The organism is Streptomyces sp. NPDC096040 (assembly GCF_040303265.1).
Taxonomy (GTDB): Bacteria; Actinomycetota; Actinomycetes; order Streptomycetales; family Streptomycetaceae; genus Streptomyces.
Genome location: NZ_JBEOTA010000005.1, coordinates 168,929 through 191,065, shown reverse-complemented (window position 1 = coordinate 191,065; position 22,137 = coordinate 168,929). Strand labels below are relative to the sequence as shown.

Sequence of the window (22,137 nt, the reverse complement as noted above, 5' to 3'; positions counted from 1 at the left end):
CCTGGTCGGCCGCGGTCCCGCGCTGCCGGGGTGGGTCCCGTCACGCTATCGTCTCCGCAACAGCGACGTTACTGATCGGTAAGGGGATCGGCCATGAAGCTCGGGATCAACCTCGGCTACTGGGGTGCCGGGATGGACGGGGACAATCTGGCCGTGGCGCAGGAGGCCGAGCGGCTCGGGTACGCCGTCTGCTGGGCCGCCGAGGCCTACGGCTCCGACGCCGCCACCGTGCTCAGCTGGGTCGCCGCCCAGACCGAGCGCATCGACGTGGGCTCGGCCATCTTCCAGATCCCGGCCCGCCAGCCCGCGATGACCGCGATGACCGCAGCGACCCTGGACTCCCTCTCCGGCGGCCGCTTCCGGCTCGGCCTCGGCGTCTCCGGGCCGCAGGTCTCCGAGGGCTGGTACGGCGTCAAGTTCGACAAGCCGCTCTCCCGCACCCGCGAGTACGTGGAGATCGTGCGCAGGGCGATGAGCCGCGAGCGGCTGTCGTACGAGGGCGAGCACTGGACGCTGCCGCTGCCGGGCGGGCCCGGCAAGCCGATCAAGCTGACCGTGCACCCCGAGCGCGAGCACATCCCGGTCTACGTCGCCGCCATCGGGCCGAAGAACCTGGAGCAGACCGGCGAGATCGCCGACGGCGCGCTGCTCATCTTCCCCTCCGCCGAGCACCTGGAGGAGACGGCCGTCAAGTACCTGCGCGCGGGGCGGGAGAAGGCCGGCCAGACCCTCGACGGGTTCGACATCTGCCCGACGCTGCCGCTCGCCGTCGGCGACGACAAGGACGTGGCCACGCTCGCCGACACCTTCCGGCCGTACACCGCGCTGTACGTCGGCGGCATGGGCAGCCGCAAGCAGAACTTCTACAACCAGCTCGCCCAGCGCATGGGGTACGAGCAGGAGGCCGCCGACATCCAGGACAAGTACCTGTCCGGGGACAAGAACGGGGCCGCGGCCGCCGTTCCGCACGACCTGATCGACAAGACCACGCTGCTGGGGTCCGTGGACCGGATCGCCGACCGGATGAAGGCCTATGCGGCCGCCGGGGTCACCACGCTGTCCCTCGCGCCCGCCGGCTTCGCCCTGGACGAGCGGCTCGCCTCGCTGCGGGCCGGCGCCGAGGCCCTGGAGCGCGCCGGGCTCGCGTAGGCCGCCTCGGCGGGCGAAGTCCGCGGCCGTGGTGGGGGCTCGGGGGTCTTCCCCGCCACGGCCGTCAGGCGGAACAACGCGCCCGCGCCCGCGCGGTTACGCCCCCGACGTGACCCAGGTGCTCCTCCTTTCGCCCGAGCTCGCCCGCACAGCTGTTGCCACGATCCGGATGCGGCATTTGACCCGCAAAGATGCTCCATCGCGGCCAGTGGGGAGGCGCAGGGCGGCTGGGAGAACGCGCGGGTCGCCGCGCTGGTGCCGCAGGGCGAACGCGACCTCGTCCCCAAGATCACCCGCCATGGCGCCGACGAGGACACCGACTACACGATGCTCCTGGAAAGGCACGGCATCGGGCTCGCCCACGACAAGCTCAGGGGCGACCGCCCGCTCACCGTGCAGGACATCGTCACCTACCTCGCCCACAGCAGGGTCACCGAGCAGCGCGCCTCGGAACAGATGGAGTTGCTGCGCAGGCACTTCGCCGACCACCCGGACATCGGCCGCGCGGTACGGATGATCTCCGACGACGAGAGCAACCACCTCGCCTACTGCCACGAGGAACTGCTGCGGTTCGCCGCCGCCGGGCACGGCCGCGCCATCCAGCGCACACTCCGCGCATGCGCGCTCGCCGAGATCCGCATCTACCGGGACGTCAGCCTCGCCGTCATGGCCCACATTGGCCGCATCCTCGGCCGGCCGAAGGGCAGGTCCGCGCTGCTCGCGTTCGGCATCCACGCCGTCTACGCCTACGAGCGGGCCGTCGGCTGGCGCCGTATGGTCTCGCTGCGGATGCCGGAGCACACGAACGCCCCGGGCGGCCCCGCGGCCCCCGCCCCCGAGTTCGCCTAGCGCCGGCCCGACGCCAACCTCACATCCAGCCGCGGCGCTTGAACAGCCGGTACAGCACCATCTCCAGGACGGCCATGATCGCGATCACCGCGGGGTACGACCAGATCCAGTGCAGCTCGGGCATGTGGTCGAAGTTCATGCCGTAGATCCCCGCGATCATCGTGGGGACCGCCGCCATGGCCGCCCACGCGGAGATCTTCCGCATGTCGTCGTTCTGCCGCACGCTCATCTGTGCGAGATGGGCGCTGAGGACGTCCGAGACCAGCCGGTCCAGACCCTCCACGCTCTCGTTCACCCGCTGGAGGTGGTCGTTGACGTCCCGGAAGAACGGGCGGGCCTCCTCGTGCACGAAGGGCACCGTCGTACCGCCGTACGGGCCCGTTCCCGCCAGCTTCGTCGTGGGCAGGGCCAGCGGCACGGTCGCCCGGCGGAACTCCAGGATCTGCCGCTTGAAGCCGTAGATCCGCGACGCGGTGTGCCGGGAGCTCCCGCCGATCGGCGAGAACACCTCGGCCTCCAGCTCCTCCAGGTCGTTCTGCAGCTCGGTCGCGACCTCCAGGTAGCTGTCGACGATCGCGTCGGAGATCGAGTACAGCACCCCCGTCGGCCCGTGCTTGAGCAGATCGTGCTGCTCCTCCAGATGCCGCCGGATGTCCCCGAGCGGCGAGGGCGTCCCGTGGCGCACGGTGACCACGAAGGAGTCCCCGATGAAGATCATCAGCTCGCCGGAGGTCACCGTGTCGCTCTTCGGCTCGTACGTCACCGGCTTCAGTACGACGAACAGCGAGTCGTCGTACACCTCCAGTTTGGGCCGCTGGTGGGCGGTCAGGGCGTCCTCGACGGCCAGCGGATGCAGCCCGAACTCGTCTGTGACCAGGCTGAACTCGTGCTCCGTCGGCTCGTACAGGCCGATCCAGAGAAAGCTGTTGCCACGCGCGCGCGCCTCCGCGAGGGCGTCGGAGAAGTCCTGGGGGGTCTCCGTCCGCTCCCCGTCCCGGTAGATGGCACAGTCGACGATCACTGAGAGTATTCTCCCGTCGCCCGGTCCGCACCGCATTCCGGCGTACGCCTACCCTGGGCCGCATGCCCACGCTGATCCTCGTAAGGCACGGACGGTCCACCGCCAACACCTCCGGGCTGCTCGCCGGCTGGACGCCCGGCGTCGCCCTCGACGAGCGCGGGGCCGCCCAGGCCGCCGCGCTGCCCGGCCGGCTCGCCGGGCTGCCGATCTCGGAGGTCGTCGCCAGCCCTCTGCAGCGCTGCCAGGAGACGATCCGCCCTCTGCTGGAGGCCCACCCCGAACTCACCGCCCACAGCGACGAGCGGATCGGGGAGGCCCACTACGGCGACTGGTCCGGCCGCAAGCTCGCCGAGCTCAAGGACGAGCCGCTGATGGAGGTGGTGCAGGCGCACCCGTCGGCGGCCGCCTTCCCGGGCGGGGAGTCCATGCGGGCCATGCAGACCCGCGCCGCCGAGGCCGTTCGCGAGTGGAACGCGCGCGTGGAGCGCGACCACGGCGCCGACGCCGTCTACCTCATGTGCTCGCACGGCGACATCATCAAGTCGCTCGTCGCGGACGCGCTCGGTATGCATCTCGACCTCTTCCAGCGGATCTCCGTCGAACCGTGTTCCATCACCGCGATCCGTTACACCCGTCTCAGGCCGTTTCTCGTTCGTCTCGGGGACACCGGGGATTTCGCCTCCCTTGCCCCCCGCGAGGAACCTCCCGGGGAAGACGCCCCGGTCGGTGGCGGTGCCGGCGCGCCGTGATCGTCAGCCGCAGTAGGGTGAAGCGATCCACGTAGTCGCCGACCGACGCCCCGCACGGTCAGTCGCCCTTCCGATCCCACGCACTCTCGATTCCCATGGAGACAGGACGTGTCCCGTCAGGTGTTCCTCTACGATCCGCCGGACCGCTTCGTGGCGGGCACGGTCGGACTGCCCGGACGCCGTACGTTCTTCCTCCAGGCCACGGCCGGCCCCCGGACGACCAGCGTGGCCCTGGAGAAGACCCAGGTCGCCGCGCTCGCCGAACGCATGGACGAGCTCCTCGACGAGGTCGTACGGCGCAGCGGCGGCAACGCGGCCGTCCCCGCCGTCGCGCCCACCGAGATCGCCGACAGCGGCCCGCTGGACGCCCCCATCGAGGAGGAGTTCCGCGTCGGCACCATGGCGCTCGCCTGGGACGGCGAGGAAGAGCGCATGATCGTCGAGGCGCAGGCCCTCGTGGAACTGGACGCCGACTCCGAGGAGGACCTCGCCGAGGCCGAGGAGCGGCTCCTCCAGGACGAGGAGAACGGGCCCCCGATGCTGCGGGTCCGGCTGACCGGCGCGCAGGCCAGGGCCTTCGCCAAGCGCGCCCTCGACGTCGTCAACGCCGGGCGGCCGCCGTGCCCGCTGTGCAGCCTCCCGCTCGACCCGGAAGGACACGTATGTCCGCGCCAGAACGGATACCGCCGCGGAGCGTGACCGCCGCCGAGCTGCTCGCCCACGGTGAGCTGAAGGTACGCGGCCGCATCCGCGACGCCTCCAACGCGGCACTGTTCTGCACGGTCGCGCACGACGGCGAGGAGGCCTCCTGCGTCTACAAGCCGGTCGCCGGGGAACGCCCGCTGTGGGACTTCCCCGACGGCACCCTCGCGCAGCGCGAGGTCGCCGCCTACGAGGTCTCCGCGGCCACCGGCTGGGACCTGGTCCCGCCCACCGTGCTGCGCGACGGGCCCTACGGCGAGGGCATGTGCCAGCTGTGGATCGACGTCGACCCCGAGGGCGCCGACCTGCTCGCCCTGGTCGACGCGGAGGAGCCGGAACCCGGCTGGAAGGCGATCGGGTTCGCCGAGGTCGGCGAGGGAAAGACCGCGCTCCTCGTGCACGCCGACGACGAACGGCTGCGCCGGCTCGCCGTTCTCGACGCCGTGATCAACAACGCCGACCGCAAGGGCGGCCATCTGCTGCCCACCGCCGACGGACGGCTGTACGGCATCGACCACGGGGTCACCTTCAACGTCGACAACAAGCTGCGCACCCTGCTGTGGGGGTGGGCGGGGGAGTCGCTCACCGGTGAGGCCGTGGAGGCCCTCAAGGGGCTCCGTGAGGGGCTCGGCGGGGCGCTGGGGGCCCGGCTGGCCGAGCTGATCACCCCAGCCGAACTCGATGCCACGCGCGCGCGTGTCGACGCGCTGCTCACCGCCGGAAAGCACCCGGAGCCGAGCGGTGAGTGGCCGGCCATCCCCTGGCCACCCGTGTAACCGGCCCGCAGCACATCGCGGGCGCAAGATCAAGAGTGCCTTCCCGGCCATCCGGACCGGTCCGGTTCGTATACCGAACTCGGGTCCGGTTACGCTCATGTACATGCATGCCTGGCCCGCTTCCGAGGTCCCCGCCCTGCCTGGTCAGGGTCGCGACCTGAGGATCCACGACACCGCGACCGGCGGTCTGGTCACCCTTGACCCCGGTCCCGTCGCCCGTATCTATGTCTGCGGCATCACGCCGTACGACGCGACCCACATGGGGCACGCGGCGACCTACAACGCGTTCGACCTGGTTCAGCGCGTGTGGCTCGACACCAAGCGGCAGGTGCACTACGTCCAGAACGTGACGGACGTCGACGACCCGCTCCTGGAACGCGCCGTGCGCGACGGCGTCGACTGGGTCGCCCTCGCCGAGAAGGAGACCACCCTCTTCCGCGAGGACATGACCGCCCTGCGGATGCTGCCGCCGCAGCACTACATAGGCGCGGTCGAGGCCATACCCGGCATCGTGCCGCTGGTCGAGCGGTTGCGCGACCTCGGCGCCGCCTACGAACTCGAAGGCGACACCTACTTCTCGGTCGAGTCCGACCCCGACTTCGGCAAGGTCTCGAACCTCGACGCCGCCGCCATGCGGCTGCTGTCCGCCGAGCGCGGCGGCGACCCGGACCGCCCCGGCAAGAAGAACCCCCTCGACCCGATGCTGTGGATGGCCGCCCGCGAGGGCGAACCCAGCTGGGACGGCGGCTCCCTCGGCGCCGGCCGGCCGGGCTGGCACATCGAGTGCGTGGCCATCGCTCTCGACCACCTCGGCATGACCTTCGACGTCCAGGGGGGCGGCTCCGACCTCGCCTTCCCGCACCACGAGATGGGCGCCTCGCACGCCCAGGTGCTCACCGGCGAGTTCCCGATGGCCAAGGCGTACGTCCACGCCGGCATGGTCGGCCTCGACGGCGAGAAGATGTCCAAGTCCAAGGGAAACCTGGTCTTCGTCTCCCGGCTGCGGCGCGACGGCGTCGACCCGGCCGCCATCCGCCTCTCCCTGCTCTCCCACCACTACCGCTCCGACTGGGAGTGGACCGACCAGGTCCTCGCGGACGCGGTGTCCCGCCTGGACCGCTGGCGAGCGGCGGTCTCCCGCCCGGACGGCCCGCCGGCGGAGGCCTTGGTGGAGGAGATCCGCGAGGCCCTGTCCAACGACCTGGACGCTCCGGCTGCGCTGGCCGCGGTGGACCGCTGGGCGGCGCTCCAGCACGACCAGGGCGGTACGGACACGGGCGCACCCGGGGTCGTATCGCGAGCGGTGGACGCGCTGCTGGGCGTGGCCCTTTAAAACAGACGCCGGCACCCCGCGCCTCCGCTTGGGGGCGCGGGGAACTGCGCGACCAGCCACAACCCACCCGCAGGCGCGTCTCGACGCGTACCCCCCTGTCGACCCCTGCGGCCGACGCGATTCATGTGATGGGCCATTACGGTCAGTTGACCGAACGGACCGGCCAACTGTTTGCCGGTCCCCACGCGCAAGGCACCCCGTGGCCCACCCCGTGAGCCGACGCCGACTGCTCGGCATCGGCACGGCAACTCTCGGCGCCTTCGCCATAGGCACCCGCGCAGACGCGGGCCCCTGCCCCACCTCCCTTCCCCTCCCGAACCGAACGGCTGGCAGCCGGAAGGCATCGCCATCGGCGCCGCCCCCTACGCCTACCTCGGCTCCCTCACCGACGGCTCCATCTACCGCGCCGACCTGCGCACCGGCACCGGAAAGGTGATCTCCACCGGCCCCGGCACCCCCGCCGTCGGCCTCGAACTCGACGCCCGCGGGCGGCTGTATCTGCCCAACGCACGCTTCACGACCACGCCGACACCCGGCACTACGTACTCCGTCACCGCGGTCGACGCCTGAGACAGGACATGAAGAAGGGCGGTACGCACCGCGCGTACCGCCCTCGTTCGGACTCGTTCAGTCCTCGGACGTGTCCTCGCCGTCCGGGCCGGGATCCCCGCCGGAGTCCGTGGAATCGTCGGGGTCCGCGGGATTCCCCGTGTTCCCGGGCGTGTCGGGCTTCGGGGGTCTGGGCGGCCGGGTCTTGCCGCTCGGGTTGTCCCGCAGGTACGACGCGCTGTCCGTGCCGTCCGCCGTGGCGTGGCCGCCGGGCGGGTTCACATCCCGGCGCCTCAGATAGCGCTCGAACTCACGGGCGATCGCCTCGCCCGACGCCTCCGGCAGCTCGGCGGTGTCCCGGGCCTCCTCGAGCGTCTGTACGTACTCCGCGACCTCGGTGTCCTCGGCGGCCAGCTGGTCCACGCCGACCTGCCAGGCACGCGCGTCCTCGGGCAGCTCGCCCAGCGGGATCCGCAGGTCGAGCAGGTCCTCCAGACGGTTCAGCAGCGCCAGCGTGGCCTTCGGGTTGGGCGGCTGGGAGACGTAGTGCGGGACGGCCGCCCAGAGCGAGACCGCCGGGACGCCCGCGTGGGTGCAGGCCTCCTGGAGGACGCCGACGATGCCCGTCGGACCCTCGTACTTGGTCTCCTCCAGGTCCATCCGCTGGGCCAGGTCCGAGTCGGACGTGACCCCGCTGACCGGCACCGGACGCGTGTGCGGGGTGTCACCGAGCAGGGCACCCAGGATGACCACCAGCTCCACGCCCAGCTCATGGGCGAAGCCGAGCAGCTCGTTGCAGAACGAGCGCCAGCGCATGGACGGCTCGATGCCCCTCACCAGCACCAGGTCGCGCGGCTTGTCGCCGCCGACCCGGACCACGGACAGCCGTGTCGTCGGCCATGTGATCTTTCGCACGCCGGCGTCCATCCACACCGTGGGGCGGTTCACCTGGAAGTCGTAGTAGTCCTCGGCGTCCAGCGCCGCGAACACCTCGCCCTTCCACTCCCGCTCCAGATGCGCGACCGCGGTGGAGGCGGCGTCGCCGGCATCGTTCCAGCCTTCGAACGCGGCCACCATGACTGGGTCGATCAGCTCGGGAACCCCCTCCAGCTCGATCACCCAGCGCCTCCTTCCGACGTACCCTCGCGTACGCCCCAACCTTACGGCGTCTGGCGGGGGCGCCCGCAGCCCCCTTGCACGGGGGAGTGAACGGATCACTGCCCCGTTCGCCGCCCTCGAACACCCCGTTTCGGCGAGGAACCGGCCACGGGCAGTAAGCGCTTCACAGACTGCTGCGCAGCCACTGCTCCACGCTCGCGATGTGCACGGTCGCCCAGGAGCGGGCCGCCTCCGCGTCCCGGTCGCGCAGCGCGGCCAGGATCGCGCGGTGCTCGCGCAGGGTCCGGGCGACCGCGTCCTCCTGGGTGAGTCCGCGCCAGATCCGGGCCCGGGTGGTCGGCCCGGACAGCCCGTCAAGGAGCGAGCAGAGCACCGAGTTCCCGGAACTCTGCACGATGCCCCGGTGGAACTCCAGGTCGCAGGCGACCAGCTCCTCCACCGAGGGCGCGGCACCCAGCGCGTCCAACTGGGCGTCCAGCGCGCCCAGTTGCTGCTCGCTGATCCGGGAGGCGGCCATCGCGGTCGCGGCCGGCTCCAGGATCCGGCGCACCGCCAGGAACTCCAGCACCGTGTCGTCGCGATGGAAGTCGACGACGAAGCTCATCGCCTCCAGGAGCAACTGCGGGTCCAGGCTGGTGACATAAGTACCGTCGCCCTGTCGTACGTCCAGGATCCGGATCAGCGACAGGGCCCGCACCGCCTCCCGCAACGAGTTGCGGGACAGGCCGAGTTCGGCGGCGAGTTCGCTCTCCTTCGGCAACCGGTCACCGGGGCGCAGCGCACCGGAGACGATCATGTCCTTGATCTTCTCGATCGCCTCATCGGTGACTGCCATACCGGCCTCCTTGTGGCTTAGACATCCGATGTCTCAGCCACATTATGCGGCCTGGTCAGGCAGGGGCAGACCGTGGTGCCGGGCACCGGCCGGGACCGGTGAGCGCCCCGCTGTCCTCCGCCGGCAGGCGCAGCGCCTCCAGGGACACCACCGCCCCGCGCTCGACACCGGCCGCGACGACGTCCCGGCGCGGGTTGTACCCGCCGGTGGCCCGGGCGTCGACCAGTTCGTCGGCGTTGACCCCGTCGACGATCACGGCCCCGCCCGCGACCAGCCCGCGCGGCGAGGCCGTCACCAGCGGCGCGGACAGCTCCATCTCGATCGCGGCGAGCCCCGCGCCCCGGTAGGAGAACAGCGGCAGCAGACCCGGCTGGAAGGCCGCCCGCGTCCACACCACACCCCGGTGGTGCGGCGCGCACGCCTGCCGCGCGGCCCGCTGGAGCGCGAACACCGCCTCCGGCGAGGAGTACGCCGGATACTCGGGCGGCAGCAACTGCTGGGGCACCCCGTCGTCCCGCACGGCCGCCTCCGCGATGACCAGGTCACCGTCCCCGATCCCGGGCTTCATCGCCCCAGCCGTACCGAACCGCAGAAAGGTGGTCACCCCCGCGTCGGCCATCTCCTGGAACAGCAGGATCGCCCCCGGGGCCCCACCCCGTGCGAGGCCACCGCCACCAGCAGCCCCTGCCGACTCCCGCCGAACACCCGGTACTCGCGGTGGTACGACACCTCCTCGGCACCGTCGAGCAGCGCGGCCACCGCCGCCGCCCGTGCCGGGTCCCCGACCACGATCGCGTGGGCCGGCAGCCCCGGCACTGACAACGGGCGCGCGAAGGGGGCGGCTCCCTAGGGGAGAGGAGCCACCCCCTCGCAGACCCGGCCCCGGTACGGCGGGGCCGGGGCTCCAGCGGCTACCGGACCGGTCAGGGGACCCGGCGCGCCGCCCGTATCTCGTCCGCCTCGCGGCGGGTCACTTCTTGTCGAGCAGGTCCTGGACCCTGGCCCTGACGTCGTCCGTGGCCAGACCGCGGATCGTCAGGGTCGTCCGCCGGCGCAGCACGTCGTCCGTGGTCTCGGCCCACTCGTTGTCCCGGGCCCAGACGACCTGCGCCCAGATCTCCGGGGCGTCCGGGTGGACACGCTGGGCCAGCTCCGGGTGCTCGTTGGCGAGCCGGGCTATGTCGAAGGCCAGCGAACCGTAGTGGGTGGCCAGGTGCTTCGCCGTGTCGGCGGCCATGCGCGGGCCGGGGGCCGGGTTGTCCACCAGCAGACGGTGGGCGACGGCGCGCGGGTTGGCGACACCGGGCAGCGGCAGCTTCTTCGGCAGCGAGGAGATCGGCTCGAAGTCGTCGCCCAGCGGGTGGCCCGGCAGCGCCTCCAGCTTCTCCATCACCGTACGGCCGATGTGCCGGAAGGTGGTCCACTTGCCGCCCGCGACCGACAGCATGCCGCCGCGGCCCTCCGTGACGACCGTCTCACGCTTGGCCTTCGCCGTGTCGCCGGGACCGCCCGGCAGCACCCGCAGGCCCGCGAAGGCATAGGTGATCAGATCACGCTGGAGCTGCTGGTCCCGCACCGAGAACGCGGCCTCGTCCAGGATCTGGGCGATGTCCTTCTCGGTGACGGCGACATCCGCCGGGTCGCCCTCGAACTCCTCGTCGGTCGTACCGAGCAGGAGCATGTCCTCCCAGGGGAGGGCGAAGGTGATCCGGTACTTGTCGATGGGGGTGGCCAGCGCGGCCTTCCACGGGGCCGTCCGCTTCAGGACCAGGTGCGCGCCCTTCGAGAGACGGATGGACGGGGCCGCGTTCGGGTCCTCCATCCGGCGCAGGTGGTCGACCCAGGGGCCGGTCGCGTTGAGCACCAGACGGGCGTTGACGCCGAACTCCTCGCCGGAGACCGCGTCCTTCAGGTCGGCGCCGGTCACCCGGCCCCTGGTGAAGCGCAGACCGGTGACCTGGGCGTGGTTGAGGACGACCGCGCCCGCCTCGACGGCCGCGCGGACCGTCATCAGCGCCATGCGCGCGTCGTTCATCTGGTCGTCGCCGTACACGGCCACGGCCTTGAGGTTCTCGGTGCGCAGCTCCGGCACGTCCCGCTGCGCCCGCGCGGGCGAGAGCAGGTGGCCGACGCCGTCACCGAACGCGGAGAGCGCGGAGTAGGCGAACACGCCCGCCCCGAGCTTCGCCGCGCCGTGCGGACCGCCCTTGTACACGGGGAGGTAGAACGTGAGCGGGTTCGCCAGGTGGGGGGCCACCTGGCGGGAGACCGCACGGCGTTCGAAGTGGTTCTCCGCCACCAGCTTCACCGCGCCGGTCTGCAGATAGCGCAGACCGCCGTGGAGGAGCTTGGAGGAGGCGGAGGAGGTGGCGCCGGCGAAGTCGCCGGCGTCGACCAGGGCCACCCTGAGGCCGGACTGCGCGGCGTGCCAGGCGGTGGAGATGCCCAGGATGCCGCCGCCGATCACGAGAAGGTCGTACGACGCCTTGGAGAGCTGCTCCCTGGTCTCGGCCCGGCTCGGAAGCGAGCCGGAGGCCGGGTGCGTCCCCAGGGCAGGCACGGACTGCAGGGTGGACTGACTGGTCATGTCGGGTTCTTACTCCTCGTCAGAGCTCGATCGTGAGAGCGCGCTCGCTCTCGTCAGCTCTCGTCGTCGATCCAGCCCATGGTCCGGTCGACGGCCTTGAGCCAGTTCTTGTACTCACGGTCGCGGGTCTCCGCGTCCATCTGGGGGGTCCACTCGGCGGCCCGGCGCCAGTTGGCGCGCAGTTCGTCGGTGCTGGACCAGAAGCCGACGGCGAGGCCGGCGGCGTAGGCGGCGCCGAGGCAGGTGGTCTCGGCGACCATCGGGCGCACCACCGGTGCGTCCAGGACGTCCGCGAGGGTCTGCATCAGCAGGTTGTTGGAGGTCATGCCACCGTCGACCTTGAGCGCGATCAGCTCGTCGCCGGAGTCCTTGACCATGGCGTCGGCGATCTCGCGGGTCTGCCAGGCGGTGGCCTCCAGGACCGCGCGGGCCAGGTGCGCCTTGGTGACGTACCGGGTGAGGCCGGCGATCACACCGCGGGCGTCGGAGCGCCAGTGCGGGGCGAACAGACCGGAGAAGGCCGGCACGAAGTAGGCGCCGCCGTTGTCCTCGACCGAGAGCGCGAGCGTCTCGATCTCGGCCGCGGTGGAGATCAGGCCCATCTGGTCGCGCATCCACTGCACCAGCGAGCCGGTGACGGCGATCGAGCCCTCGAGCGCGTAGACCGTCGGCTGGTCGCCGATCTTGTAGCCGACCGTGGTCAGCAGGCCCGCGTAGGAGTTGATGATCTTGTCACCGGTGTTCATCACCATGAAGGTGCCGGTGCCGTAGGTGGACTTGGTCTCGCCCTCGGAGAAGCAGGTCTGGCCGAACAGGGCCGCCTGCTGGTCGCCGAGCGCGGAGGCGACCGGGATGCCACCGAGCAGCTCGCCCAGCGGTCCGCCGGTGACCTCGCCGTAGATCTCGGCGGAGGAGCGGATCTCGGGCAGGATCTGCAGCGGCACACCGATGGACTCGGCGATCTTCGGGTCCCACTGCATCGTGTGCAGGTTCATCAACATGGTGCGGGAGGCGTTGGTGACGTCGGTGACGTGTCGGCCGCCGTCGACACCGCCGGTCAGGTTCCAGATGACCCAGGAGTCCATGGTGCCGAAGAGGATGTCGCCCGCCTGGGCGCGCTCCTTGAGGCCGTCGACGTTGTCGAGCAGCCAGCGGGCCTTGGGACCGGCGAAGTAGGAGGCCAGCGGCAGGCCGGTCTCACGGCGGAAGCGGTCCTGGCCGACGTTGCGGCCGAGCTCCCGGCAGAGGGCGTCGGTGCGGGTGTCCTGCCAGACGATGGCGTTGTGGACGGGCTCACCGGTGTTCTTGTCCCACAGCACGGTGGTCTCGCGCTGGTTGGTGATGCCGATGGCCTTGATGTCGTCGCGGGTGATGCCGGCCTTCTGGATGGCTCCGGCGACGACTTCCTGGACGTTGGTCCAGATCTCGTTGGCGTTGTGCTCGACCCAGCCCGGCTTGGGGAAGATCTGCTCGTGCTCCTTCTGGTCGACCGAGACGATACGGCCGTCCTTGTCGAAGACGATGCAGCGGCTGGAGGTCGTGCCCTGGTCGATCGCGGCGATGAAGGGGCCTGCGGTGTGGGCGTCGGTCACTGTGTGCTCCTCGAAGATCCGTGGTGTGAGGCGGTACGTCTGCTGCTTCGGCGGAGGTCTGCCGGCAGCGGAGGCCTGCTTCTAGGCGAAGGCGACGTTGTAGATGCCTGCGGCTATCGCTCCGCCGACCAGCGGGCCGACCACCGGGATCCAGGCGTAGCTCCAGTCGGAACCGCCCTTGTTGGGCAGGGGGAGCAGCGCGTGCACGATACGCGGGCCGAGGTCACGGGCCGGGTTGATCGCGTAACCCGTCGGGCCGCCGAGCGAGAGACCGATCGAGACGACCACCAGAGCGGTGATCAGGCCGCCCAGCACACCGAGGCCGTTGCCGTTGGCGTTGAGGCCCTGGGTGAGGACCGCCAGGATCAGCACGACGGTGCCGATGATCTCCGTGGCGAGGTTCTGCACCACGTTCCGGATCTCCGGGCCGGTGGAGAAGATGCCGAGGACCGGGCCGGCGCCCTTCTCCTGCGCCTCGACGGCCTTGACCTTGGTGGCCTGGGCGCCCGGACCGCCGACGATCTCCTTGTCGGTCAGGTGCGCGTGGAACTGGCCGTAGTAGGCGACCCACACCAGGGTCGCGCCGATCATCGCACCGAGCAGCTGACCGGCGAAGTAGACCGGAACGTTGCTCCAGTCGCTGTTCTTGATCGCGAGGGCGACGGTGACGGCCGGGTTGAGATGGGCGCCGGACAGCGGTCCGGAGATGTAGACCGCCGTCATGACGGCGAAGCCCCAACCGAAGGCGATGGCGAGCCAGCCGGCGTTACGGGCCTTGGAGGCCTTGAGTGTGACGGCGGCGCACACACCGCCGCCGAGCAGGATGAGTATGGCGGTACCGATGGTCTCGCCGATGAAGATGTCGGAGCTGGACACCCGCGACTCCTTTGTCCTTCGTCCAGGGAAGCCGAACCCCGAGTCCCTTCGGGGTGTTGGCGCCGCCCTCGTGGGTGAGAGCGAATCCGGCCCTTGGCGTTGTCACACTCTAGCGCGTATTGCCGGTAGGTGTTCGACAATGCCGACCGATGGACGGGAGTCTCGCCCCGGCGTTACGCATGCGTCAAGAGTTCTGTTCTCGTAAGCACGATCGTTATTGATTGCTGTGGGTCGTCTGTCTGAGTCGGACCAAATCGATCTACGTCGGGGTCGTACGCCGGGTGTGCCCGGATAGCGTCACTGAACTGCGGTTTTATCCTGCTTTGTCCATCTCAGGGTACGACTGAGGCCGGTTCGCCGAAACGCGAACCGGCCTCGGTCGTCCGTCGGTGGCGGGCGGTCAGAACCGCCCGGCGCCCAGGTCCCGCGACACCGCGCGGGCGCAGTCCCGCACCGCGGCGATCAGCTCGGGTTGCAACTCCCCGTCCTTGCAGAGCCGTTCCACCGCACCCGTGATGCCCACAGCGCCGACGGGCATGCGCCGCCGGTCGTGGATGGGCGCCGCGACCGACGCCACGCCCTCCCAGGTCTCCTCCACGTCCGCCGCGTACCCCCGCGCGCGCGTGATGTCGAGGACGTGTTCGAAAGCGCCCAGGTCGCAGGTCGTGCGGTCCGTGAAGGGCTTGCGGTCGGCCTCCAGGGCCTCGCTGTGTGCCACCGGGTCGTAGGCCGACAGCACCTTGCCCAGGGCTGTGGAGTGCAGCGGCTGCATCGCCCCGATCTCCAGCACCTGCCGGCTGTCGTCGGGCCGGAAGACGTGGTGCACGATCAGCACGCCCTGCTGATGGAGAACGCCCAGGTAGACGCTCTCCCCGCTGGACCGGGCCAGGTCGTCCGTCCACACCAGCGCCCGTGCCCGCAGCTCGTGCACGTCCAGATAGGTGGTGCCGAGCCGCAGCAGCTCGGCGCCCAGCTGGTAGCGCCCCGAGGCGTCGTCCTGCTCGACGAACCCCTCCTGCTGGAGGGTGCGCAGTATGCCGTGCGCGGTGCCCTTGGCAAGGCCCAGTGACGAGGCGATGTCGGAGAGGCCGAGCCGTCGCTCGCCGCCCGCGAGCAGGCGCAGCATCGCGGCCGCCCGTTCGAGCGACTGGATGTTCCGTGCCATCGGCGTTGCTGCCTCCGTCCCCTTGACCTTCGCCGTAACGACTGCCGTAACCGCCGTTCGGCAATGCCGAACACTACCGGTCCACGTCGACTCACCGCCAATGGTCGGTCGACACCTGTTACACCTGCTGTGGCGAACCGGTCACCCTCACCCGCCCCGCACATGACCGGTCCGTGACGGCAGAGTGCCTCACTCGGCTCCACATGTGAGCCTTCCGTGACGGCCGCGTGCCTCACTCGTCCGCCACATGGACGCCCTGCCCATGCAAGCCCACTCCCGGTTACGCTGGCGCCGTGCGTCCATACCCGGGACCGCTCCGGGAAGCCGCATAGCCGACAGCCGTCGCATCCAAGGGAGAGCCCTACATGGCCTCGTTGCCGCCGTCCCCTTCCGCCGACAGCCGGACCCGTGTGTCCGCGCTCCGAGAGGCGCTCGCCACCCGTGTGGTGGTCGCCGACGGAGCCATGGGCACCATGCTCCAGGCCCAGGACCCCACCCTGGAGGACTTCGAGAATCTCGAGGGTTGCAACGAGATCCTCAACGTCACCCGCCCCGACATCGTCCGCTCCGTCCACGAGGCGTACTTCGCCGTGGGCGTCGACTGCGTCGAGACCAACACCTTCGGGGCCAACCACGCGGCCATGGCGGAGTACGACATCGCCGACCGCGTCCACGAACTGTCCGAGGCCGGCGCCCGCATCGCCCGCGCGGTGGCCGACGACTTCACCGCGCGGGACGGCCGGCAGCGCTGGGTGCTCGGCTCCATCGGCCCCGGCACCAAGCTCCCCACCCTCGGCCATGTGCCGTACGTCACCATCCGTGACGGCTTCCAGCGGAACGCCGAGGGCCTGCTCACCGGCGGCGCCGACGCCCTGATCGTCGAGACCACCCAGGACCTCCTCCAGACCAAGTCCTCCGTCCTGGGCGCCCGCCGCGCCATGGCCGCCCTCGGCATCGACGTCCCGCTCCTGGTCTCCATGGCCTTCGAGACCACCGGCACCATGCTCCTCGGCTCCGAGATCGGCGCCGCGCTGACCGCCCTGGAGCCGCTCGGCATCGACATGATCGGCCTGAACTGCTCGACCGGCCCCGCCGAGATGAGCGAGCACCTGCGCTACCTCACCCGGCACTCCCGCATCCCGCTGCTGTGCATGCCGAACGCCGGTCTGCCGGTCCTCACCAAGGACGGCGCCCACTTCCCGCTCGGCCCCGAGGGCCTGGCCGAGGCCCAGGAGAACTTCGTACGGGACTACGGCCTCTCCCTCATCGGCGGCTGCTGCGGCACCACCCCCGAGCATCTGCGCCAGGTCGTCGAGCGCGTCCAGGGCGTCACCCCGCCCGAGCGCCATCCGCGCCCCGAGCCGGGCGCCGCCTCCCTCTACCAGACGGTCCCGTTCCGCCAGGACACCTCGTACCTGGCGATCGGCGAGCGCACCAACGCCAACGGCTCGAAGAAGTTCCGCGAGGCCATGCTGGAGGGCCGCTGGGACGACTGTGTGGAGATGGCCCGCGAGCAGATCCGCGAGGGCGCCCACATGCTGGACCTCTGTGTGGACTACGTCGGCCGGGACGGCGTCGCCGACATGGAGGAGCTGGCCGGCCGCTTCGCCACCGCCTCCACCCTGCCGATCGTCCTGGACTCCACCGAGGTCCCCGTCATCCAGGCGGGTCTGGAGAAGCTCGGCGGCCGCGCGGTCATCAACTCCGTCAACTACGAGGACGGCGACGGCCCGGAGTCCCGCTTCGCGAAGGTCACCACGCTGGCCCGCGAGCATGGCGCCGCACTCATCGCGCTGACCATCGACGAGGAGGGCCAGGCCCGTACCCCGGAGAAGAAGGTCGAGATCGCCGAACGGCTGATCGAGGACCTGACCGGGAACTGGGGCATCCATGAGTCGGACATCCTCATCGACACCCTGACCTTCACCATCTGCACCGGTCAGGAGGAGTCCCGGAAAGACGGCATCGCCACCATCGAGGCGATCCGCGAACTCAAGCGCCGCCACCCGGACGTCCAGACCACCCTCGGTCTGTCCAACATCTCCTTCGGCCTCAACCCGGCCGCCCGCATCCTGCTGAACTCCGTCTTCCTCGACGAGTGCGTCAAGGCGGGCCTGGACTCCGCGATCGTGCACGCGAGCAAGATCCTGCCGATCGCCCGCTTCACCGAGGAAGAGGTCCAGACCGCCCTCGACCTCGTCTACGACCGCCGCAGTGAGGGCTACGACCCGCTCCAGAAGCTGATGGCCCTCTTCGAGGGCGCCACCGCCAAGTCCCTCAAGGCCGGCAAGGCCGAGGAACTGGCCGCCCTCCCGCTGGAGGAGCGCCTCAAGCGCCGCATCATCGACGGCGAGAAGAACGGCCTGGAGGACGACCTGGCCGCGGCCCTCCAGGACCGCCCCGCCCTCGACATCGTCAACGAGACCCTGCTGGACGGCATGAAGGTCGTCGGCGAGCTGTTCGGCTCCGGCCAGATGCAGCTGCCGTTCGTCCTCCAGTCCGCCGAGGTCATGAAGTCCGCGGTCGCCTACCTCGAACCGCACATGGAGAAGTCCGACGCCGAGGGCAAGGGCACCATCGTCCTCGCCACCGTGCGCGGCGACGTCCACGACATCGGCAAGAACCTCGTCGACATCATCCTGTCCAACAACGGCTACAACGTCGTCAACCTCGGCATCAAGCAGCCCGTCTCCGCGATCCTGGAGGCCGCCGACGAGCACCGGGCCGACGTCATCGGCATGTCAGGCCTGCTGGTCAAGTCCACGGTGATCATGAAGGAGAACCTGGAGGAGCTCAACCAGCGCGGCCTGTCGGCCAGTTACCCGGTGATCCTGGGCGGAGCCGCCCTCACCCGCGCCTATGTCGAGCAGGACCTGTACGAGATCTACGAGGGCGAGGTCCGCTACGCCCGCGACGCCTTCGAGGGCCTGCGCCTGATGGACGCGCTCATCGGCGTCAAGCGCGGAGTGCCCGGCGCCAGCCTGCCGGAGCTGAAGCAGCGGCGGGTGCGGCCGACCGCCACCGTCGAGGTCGAGGAGCGGCCCGAGGAGGGCCATGTCCGCTCCGACGTCGCCGTCGACAACCCGGTGCCGACCCCGCCGTTCTGGGACACCCGCGTCATCAAGGGCGTCCAGCTCAAGGAGTACGCGAGCTGGCTGGACGAGGGCGCCCTCTTCAAGGGCCAGTGGGGCCTCAAGCAGGCCCGCACCGGCGAGGGACCGTCGTACGAGGAACTCGTCGAGACCGACGGCCGCCCCCGGCTGCGCGGTCTCCTGGACAGGCTCCAGACCGAGAACCTGCTGGAAGCGGCCGTCGTCTACGGCTACTTCCCCTGTGTCTCCAAGGACGACGACCTGATCATCCTGGACGAACGCGGCAACGAGCGCACCCGGTTCACCTTCCCGCGTCAGCGCCGCGGCCGCCGGCTGTGCCTCGCCGACTTCTTCCGCCCGGAGGAGTCGGGGGAGACGGACGTGGTCGGCCTCCAGGTCGTCACCGTCGGCTCCCGCATCGGCGAGGAGACCGCCAAGCTCTTCGAGGCCAACTCCTACCGTGACTACCTGGAACTGCACGGCCTGTCCGTCCAGTTGGCCGAGGCCCTCGCCGAGTACTGGCACGCGCGCGTCCGCTCCGAGCTGGGCTTCGCCGGCGAGGACCCCGGCGACATCGAGGCGATGTTCGCCCTGAAGTACCGGGGCGCCCGCTTCTCCCTCGGTTACGGCGCCTGCCCCAACCTGGAGGACCGCGCCAAGATCGCCGACCTGCTGCACCCCGAGCGGATCGGCGTCCAGTTGTCCGAGGAGTTCCAGCTGCACCCCGAGCAGTCCACGGACGCCATCGTGATCCATCACCCGGAGGCGAAGTACTTCAACGCACGCTGAGCCGTATGGGTGCTGCGCGGCAGCGAGACGCGTGCCACACAGCACACTGATCGGATAAGTCGTACACTGGTCGGTCCACAGCAGGCCGGTTCCCCGCATGGGAACCGGCCTGGTCGTCCCTCAAGGAGGTGCGCCCGGATGACCAGTACGGTCCCCGCGCTCGGAACCCGTACGGCGGAAGGCTCCGCGCTTCAGGCGGTGCTCCTCGACATGGACGGCACCCTGGTGGACACCGAGGGCTTCTGGTGGGACGTCGAGGTCGAGGTCTTCGCCCGCCTCGGCCACACCCTCGACGAGTCCTGGCGCCATGTCGTGGTCGGCGGCCCCATGACCCGCAGCGCCGGGTTCCTCATCGAGGCCACCGGCGCGGCCATCACGCTCGCCGAACTCAGCGTGCTGCTCAACGACGGCTTCGAGGAGCGCATCGGCGCCGCCCTGCCGCTGATGCCGGGCGCCAAGAGGCTGCTCGCCGAACTCTACGAGCAGCAGATTCCCACCGCCCTGGTCTCCGCCTCGCACCGGCGCATCATCGACCGTGTCCTGGCCTCACTGGGCCCCCAGTACTTCACCCTGTCCGTCGCCGGCGACGAGGTCTCCCGCACCAAGCCCTATCCGGACCCGTATCTGCTGGCCGCCGCCGGCCTCGGGGTCGATCCGGCCAGATGCGCGGTCGTCGAGGACACCGCGACCGGCGTGGCCGCCGCCGAGGCCGCCGGTTGCCAGGTGGTCGCCGTCCCGTCCGTCGCACCCATCGCCCCGGCCGCACGGCGCACCGTGGTCACCTCACTGGAAGAGGTCGACCTGGCATTCCTGCGCGGACTGATGACGGAAATGCGCTAGCCGTTCACCCAGCGTGCAAAGAGCATTGGGTGAAATCCCGGCGGCGGTCATTCAACGGAATTCGCAACTGTTCAACCGGCTGAATTCCGCTACCTGCTCCCACAATTGAGCGTGTGACGTTCCCCACGCGCAAAGGGGTCGACAACGTTGCCCTGGTGTGCCGCTCGCCCCCGATCGGGGGGATTTCAGGCGCCCTTGTGTCCCGATTGGGGAGACGCTGCACTAATCCTGCCGCCGTCGGGTTTTCGGTCTGTCCGCAGCCGGTTCCACTGCGTGATGGGACCTCAACTCACGCGCCTGTGAACCCTCCTGCGGGCGCGGACTAATCTCATCGCGAGAACATCGCCGTTACCCCCGTGATCCGCTTCGACACCCCTGCATGCCGGATACACGGACTCGAACAGCTCTGGAGAACTTCGAGCATGAACCGCAAGACCTTGGTGCTGCCGGCCGTCGTCGGTCTGCTCACTCCGGTTCTCGCCGCGTGCGGTGGATCCGACAGTGGAAGCAAGAGTGACGGCGCGATCGTTGTCGGCACCACCGACCGGTTCACCGCCTCGAAGGACGCCCCGGCGCCGGTCGACCCCGCCTACTCCTACGACGTCGGCGGCTGGAACATCCTGCGCCAGACCGTGCAGACCCTCATGTCCCAGCCGAAGGGCGACGGCGAACCGGTCCCCGACGCCGCCGAGAGCTGCTCCTTCACCGACAGCGGCAGCGAGCGCTACGCCTGCAAGCTGCGCGAGGGCCTGAAGTTCTCCGACGGCGACGCCGTCACCGCCGCGGACGTCAAGTACTCCATCGAGCGCGCCCTGCGCATCAAGGCCGACACCGGTGTCTTCGCCCTCCTCTCGAACATCGACACCATCGAGACCCAGGGCGACCGAGAGGTCATCTTCCACCTCAAGTCCGCCGACGCCACCTTCCCGTACAAGCTGTCCACCCCGGTCGCGGGCATCGTGAACCCGAAGGACTACGCGAAGGACAAGCTCCGCGACGGCTTCGACATCGACGGCTCCGGCCCCTACACCTTCAAGGCCGACGTCCAGAACGACGAGCTCGTCTCCGCCACCTTCACCAAGAACCCCAGTTACAAGGGCAGCGTGACGGTGAACAACGAGCAGGTCGTCATGCGCTCCTTCAAGGACGCCGACGCCATGGGCCAGGCGATCGACAAGGGCGACATCGACGTGATGACCCGCACCATGTCGCCGTCCCAGATCAACAAGCTCGACGCCGGCGACGACTCCAACGTCGACCTCGTCGAGATGTCCGGCCTGGAGATCCGCTACCTCGGCTTCGACACCAACGCGCCCACGGTCAAGTCCAAGGCCGTCCGCCAGGCGATGGCCCAGATCATCGACCGCGCCGCACTCGTCGCCAAGGTGTACGGCTCCCAGGCCGAGCCGCTGTACTCCCTGGTCCCGGCCTCCGTGACCGGCCACTCCAACTCCTTCTTCAACAAGTACGGCGACCCCAGCGTCTCCAAGGCCAAGAACCTGCTGACCGCGGCGAACATCACCACGCCCGTGAAGCTGACGCTGCACTACACGACCGACCACTACGGCTCCGCCACCAAGCAGGAGTTCGAGGTCCTGAAGCAGCAGCTCAACGACAGCGGCCTGTTCGACGTCAGCATCGAGGGCACCCCCTGGTCGACCTACCAGACGGCCGAACGCAAGGGCGAGTACGACGTCTACGGCATGGGCTGGTTCCCCGACTTCCCGGACGCCGACAACTTCCTCGCGCCGTTCCTCGACAAGGACAACTTCCTCGCCTCGCCCTACGCCAACAACAAGATCATCAACACGCTGATCCCCAAGTCCCGCCTCGAGGCCGACCGGCTCACCGCGTCCAGCAGCCTGACCGAGATCCAGGACATCGTCGCCGACGACGTTCCGGTGCTGCCGCTGTGGCAGGGCAAGCAGTACGTCGCCGCCCGCGACGACATCACGGGCGTCGCCTACGCCCTCAACTCCTCCGCCAGCCTCCAGCTGTGGGAGCTCGGCCGCGGCTCCAGCAGCTGACGACCGGTCATACGCGGTTCATACGACGGGAAGGGCGCCCCACTCCACGGAGTGGGGCGCCCTTCCCGTCGTCAGCGCGTCCTACCG

Annotated in this window: 16 protein-coding genes and 2 pseudogenes; 10 read left to right on the top strand and 8 right to left on the bottom strand. The window is 70.0% G+C overall.

Annotated features, from left to right (window positions below):
- Positions 1-93 precede the first annotated feature (93 nt).
- Entirely contained in the window at positions 94-1,149 is a 1,056-nt protein-coding gene (locus tag ABTY98_RS08195) for an LLM class F420-dependent oxidoreductase (RefSeq protein WP_352220049.1), read from the top strand.
- A 192-nt stretch (positions 1,150-1,341) separates the two neighbouring features.
- Positions 1,342-1,998, top strand: a pseudogene (locus ABTY98_RS08190) (ferritin-like domain-containing protein); the annotation flags it as partial.
- Between the two features lie 19 nt (positions 1,999-2,017).
- Here ABTY98_RS08190 and corA read toward each other — a convergent pair.
- A complete protein-coding gene (gene corA, locus ABTY98_RS08185; RefSeq protein ID WP_352220048.1) occupies positions 2,018-3,019 on the bottom strand; it encodes a magnesium/cobalt transporter CorA in 1,002 nt (333 codons plus the stop codon).
- 62 nt (positions 3,020-3,081) lie between these two features.
- On the opposite strand from corA, the gene ABTY98_RS08180 reads away from it, so the two are divergent.
- The 5 genes from ABTY98_RS08180 (at position 3,082) to ABTY98_RS08160 (ending at position 7,149) form a co-directional block, all read left to right on the top strand.
- Complete coding sequence (locus ABTY98_RS08180; RefSeq protein WP_352220047.1) at positions 3,082-3,768, top strand: histidine phosphatase family protein; 687 nt, start codon at positions 3,082-3,084, stop codon at positions 3,766-3,768.
- 108 nt (positions 3,769-3,876) lie between these two features.
- Positions 3,877-4,467: a DUF3090 domain-containing protein gene (locus ABTY98_RS08175; RefSeq protein WP_352220046.1), complete on the top strand. Its 591-nt coding sequence runs from the start codon at positions 3,877-3,879 to the stop codon at positions 4,465-4,467.
- Positions 4,431-5,246 (top strand): SCO1664 family protein, encoded by an 816-nt coding sequence (locus ABTY98_RS08170; protein WP_352220045.1) that lies wholly within the window; start codon positions 4,431-4,433, stop codon positions 5,244-5,246. Before ABTY98_RS08175 ends, ABTY98_RS08170 begins: the two co-directional genes overlap by 37 nt.
- Before the next feature lie 103 nt (positions 5,247-5,349).
- On the top strand, positions 5,350-6,579 hold the full coding sequence (gene mshC, locus ABTY98_RS08165) for a cysteine--1-D-myo-inosityl 2-amino-2-deoxy-alpha-D-glucopyranoside ligase (RefSeq protein WP_352220044.1): 1,230 nt from the start codon (positions 5,350-5,352) through the stop codon (positions 6,577-6,579).
- Positions 6,580-6,750: 171 nt separating this feature from the next.
- Entirely contained in the window at positions 6,751-7,149 is a 399-nt protein-coding gene (locus ABTY98_RS08160) for an SMP-30/gluconolactonase/LRE family protein (protein ID WP_352220043.1), read from the top strand.
- A 57-nt stretch (positions 7,150-7,206) separates the two neighbouring features.
- Here the strand turns inward: ABTY98_RS08160 and ABTY98_RS08155 are convergent, their stop codons facing one another.
- From ABTY98_RS08155 to ABTY98_RS08125, 7 genes and pseudogenes are all read right to left on the bottom strand, one after another.
- On the bottom strand, positions 7,207-8,247 hold the full coding sequence (locus ABTY98_RS08155; RefSeq protein WP_352220042.1) for a PAC2 family protein: 1,041 nt from the start codon (positions 8,245-8,247) through the stop codon (positions 7,207-7,209).
- Between the two features lie 163 nt (positions 8,248-8,410).
- Positions 8,411-9,082 (bottom strand): FadR/GntR family transcriptional regulator, encoded by a 672-nt coding sequence (locus tag ABTY98_RS08150; RefSeq protein ID WP_352220041.1) that lies wholly within the window; start codon positions 9,080-9,082, stop codon positions 8,411-8,413.
- Between the two features lie 55 nt (positions 9,083-9,137).
- Positions 9,138-9,904: pseudogene (locus tag ABTY98_RS08145) on the bottom strand (phosphorylase family protein).
- A 148-nt stretch (positions 9,905-10,052) separates the two neighbouring features.
- Positions 10,053-11,669 (bottom strand): glycerol-3-phosphate dehydrogenase/oxidase, encoded by a 1,617-nt coding sequence (locus tag ABTY98_RS08140; RefSeq protein ID WP_352220040.1) that lies wholly within the window; start codon positions 11,667-11,669, stop codon positions 10,053-10,055.
- A 53-nt stretch (positions 11,670-11,722) separates the two neighbouring features.
- Entirely contained in the window at positions 11,723-13,261 is a 1,539-nt protein-coding gene (glpK, locus tag ABTY98_RS08135) for a glycerol kinase GlpK (RefSeq protein WP_352220039.1), read from the bottom strand.
- Positions 13,262-13,342: 81 nt separating this feature from the next.
- Complete coding sequence (locus tag ABTY98_RS08130; protein WP_352220038.1) at positions 13,343-14,137, bottom strand: MIP/aquaporin family protein; 795 nt, start codon at positions 14,135-14,137, stop codon at positions 13,343-13,345.
- A gap of 400 nt (positions 14,138-14,537) precedes the next feature.
- Positions 14,538-15,302 carry an IclR family transcriptional regulator gene (locus ABTY98_RS08125; RefSeq protein WP_352220037.1) on the bottom strand — a complete coding sequence of 255 codons (765 nt, stop codon included), beginning with the start codon at positions 15,300-15,302 and terminating at the stop codon, positions 14,538-14,540.
- A 365-nt stretch (positions 15,303-15,667) separates the two neighbouring features.
- On the opposite strand from ABTY98_RS08125, the gene metH reads away from it, so the two are divergent.
- The 3 genes from metH (at position 15,668) to ABTY98_RS08110 (ending at position 22,050) form a co-directional block, all read left to right on the top strand.
- Positions 15,668-19,183 (top strand): methionine synthase, encoded by a 3,516-nt coding sequence (metH, locus tag ABTY98_RS08120; protein WP_352220036.1) that lies wholly within the window; start codon positions 15,668-15,670, stop codon positions 19,181-19,183.
- A 138-nt stretch (positions 19,184-19,321) separates the two neighbouring features.
- Complete coding sequence (locus ABTY98_RS08115; protein ID WP_352220035.1) at positions 19,322-20,023, top strand: HAD family hydrolase; 702 nt, start codon at positions 19,322-19,324, stop codon at positions 20,021-20,023.
- 422 nt (positions 20,024-20,445) lie between these two features.
- Positions 20,446-22,050 carry an ABC transporter substrate-binding protein gene (locus ABTY98_RS08110; RefSeq protein WP_352220034.1) on the top strand — a complete coding sequence of 535 codons (1,605 nt, stop codon included), beginning with the start codon at positions 20,446-20,448 and terminating at the stop codon, positions 22,048-22,050.
- Positions 22,051-22,137 lie beyond the last annotated feature (87 nt).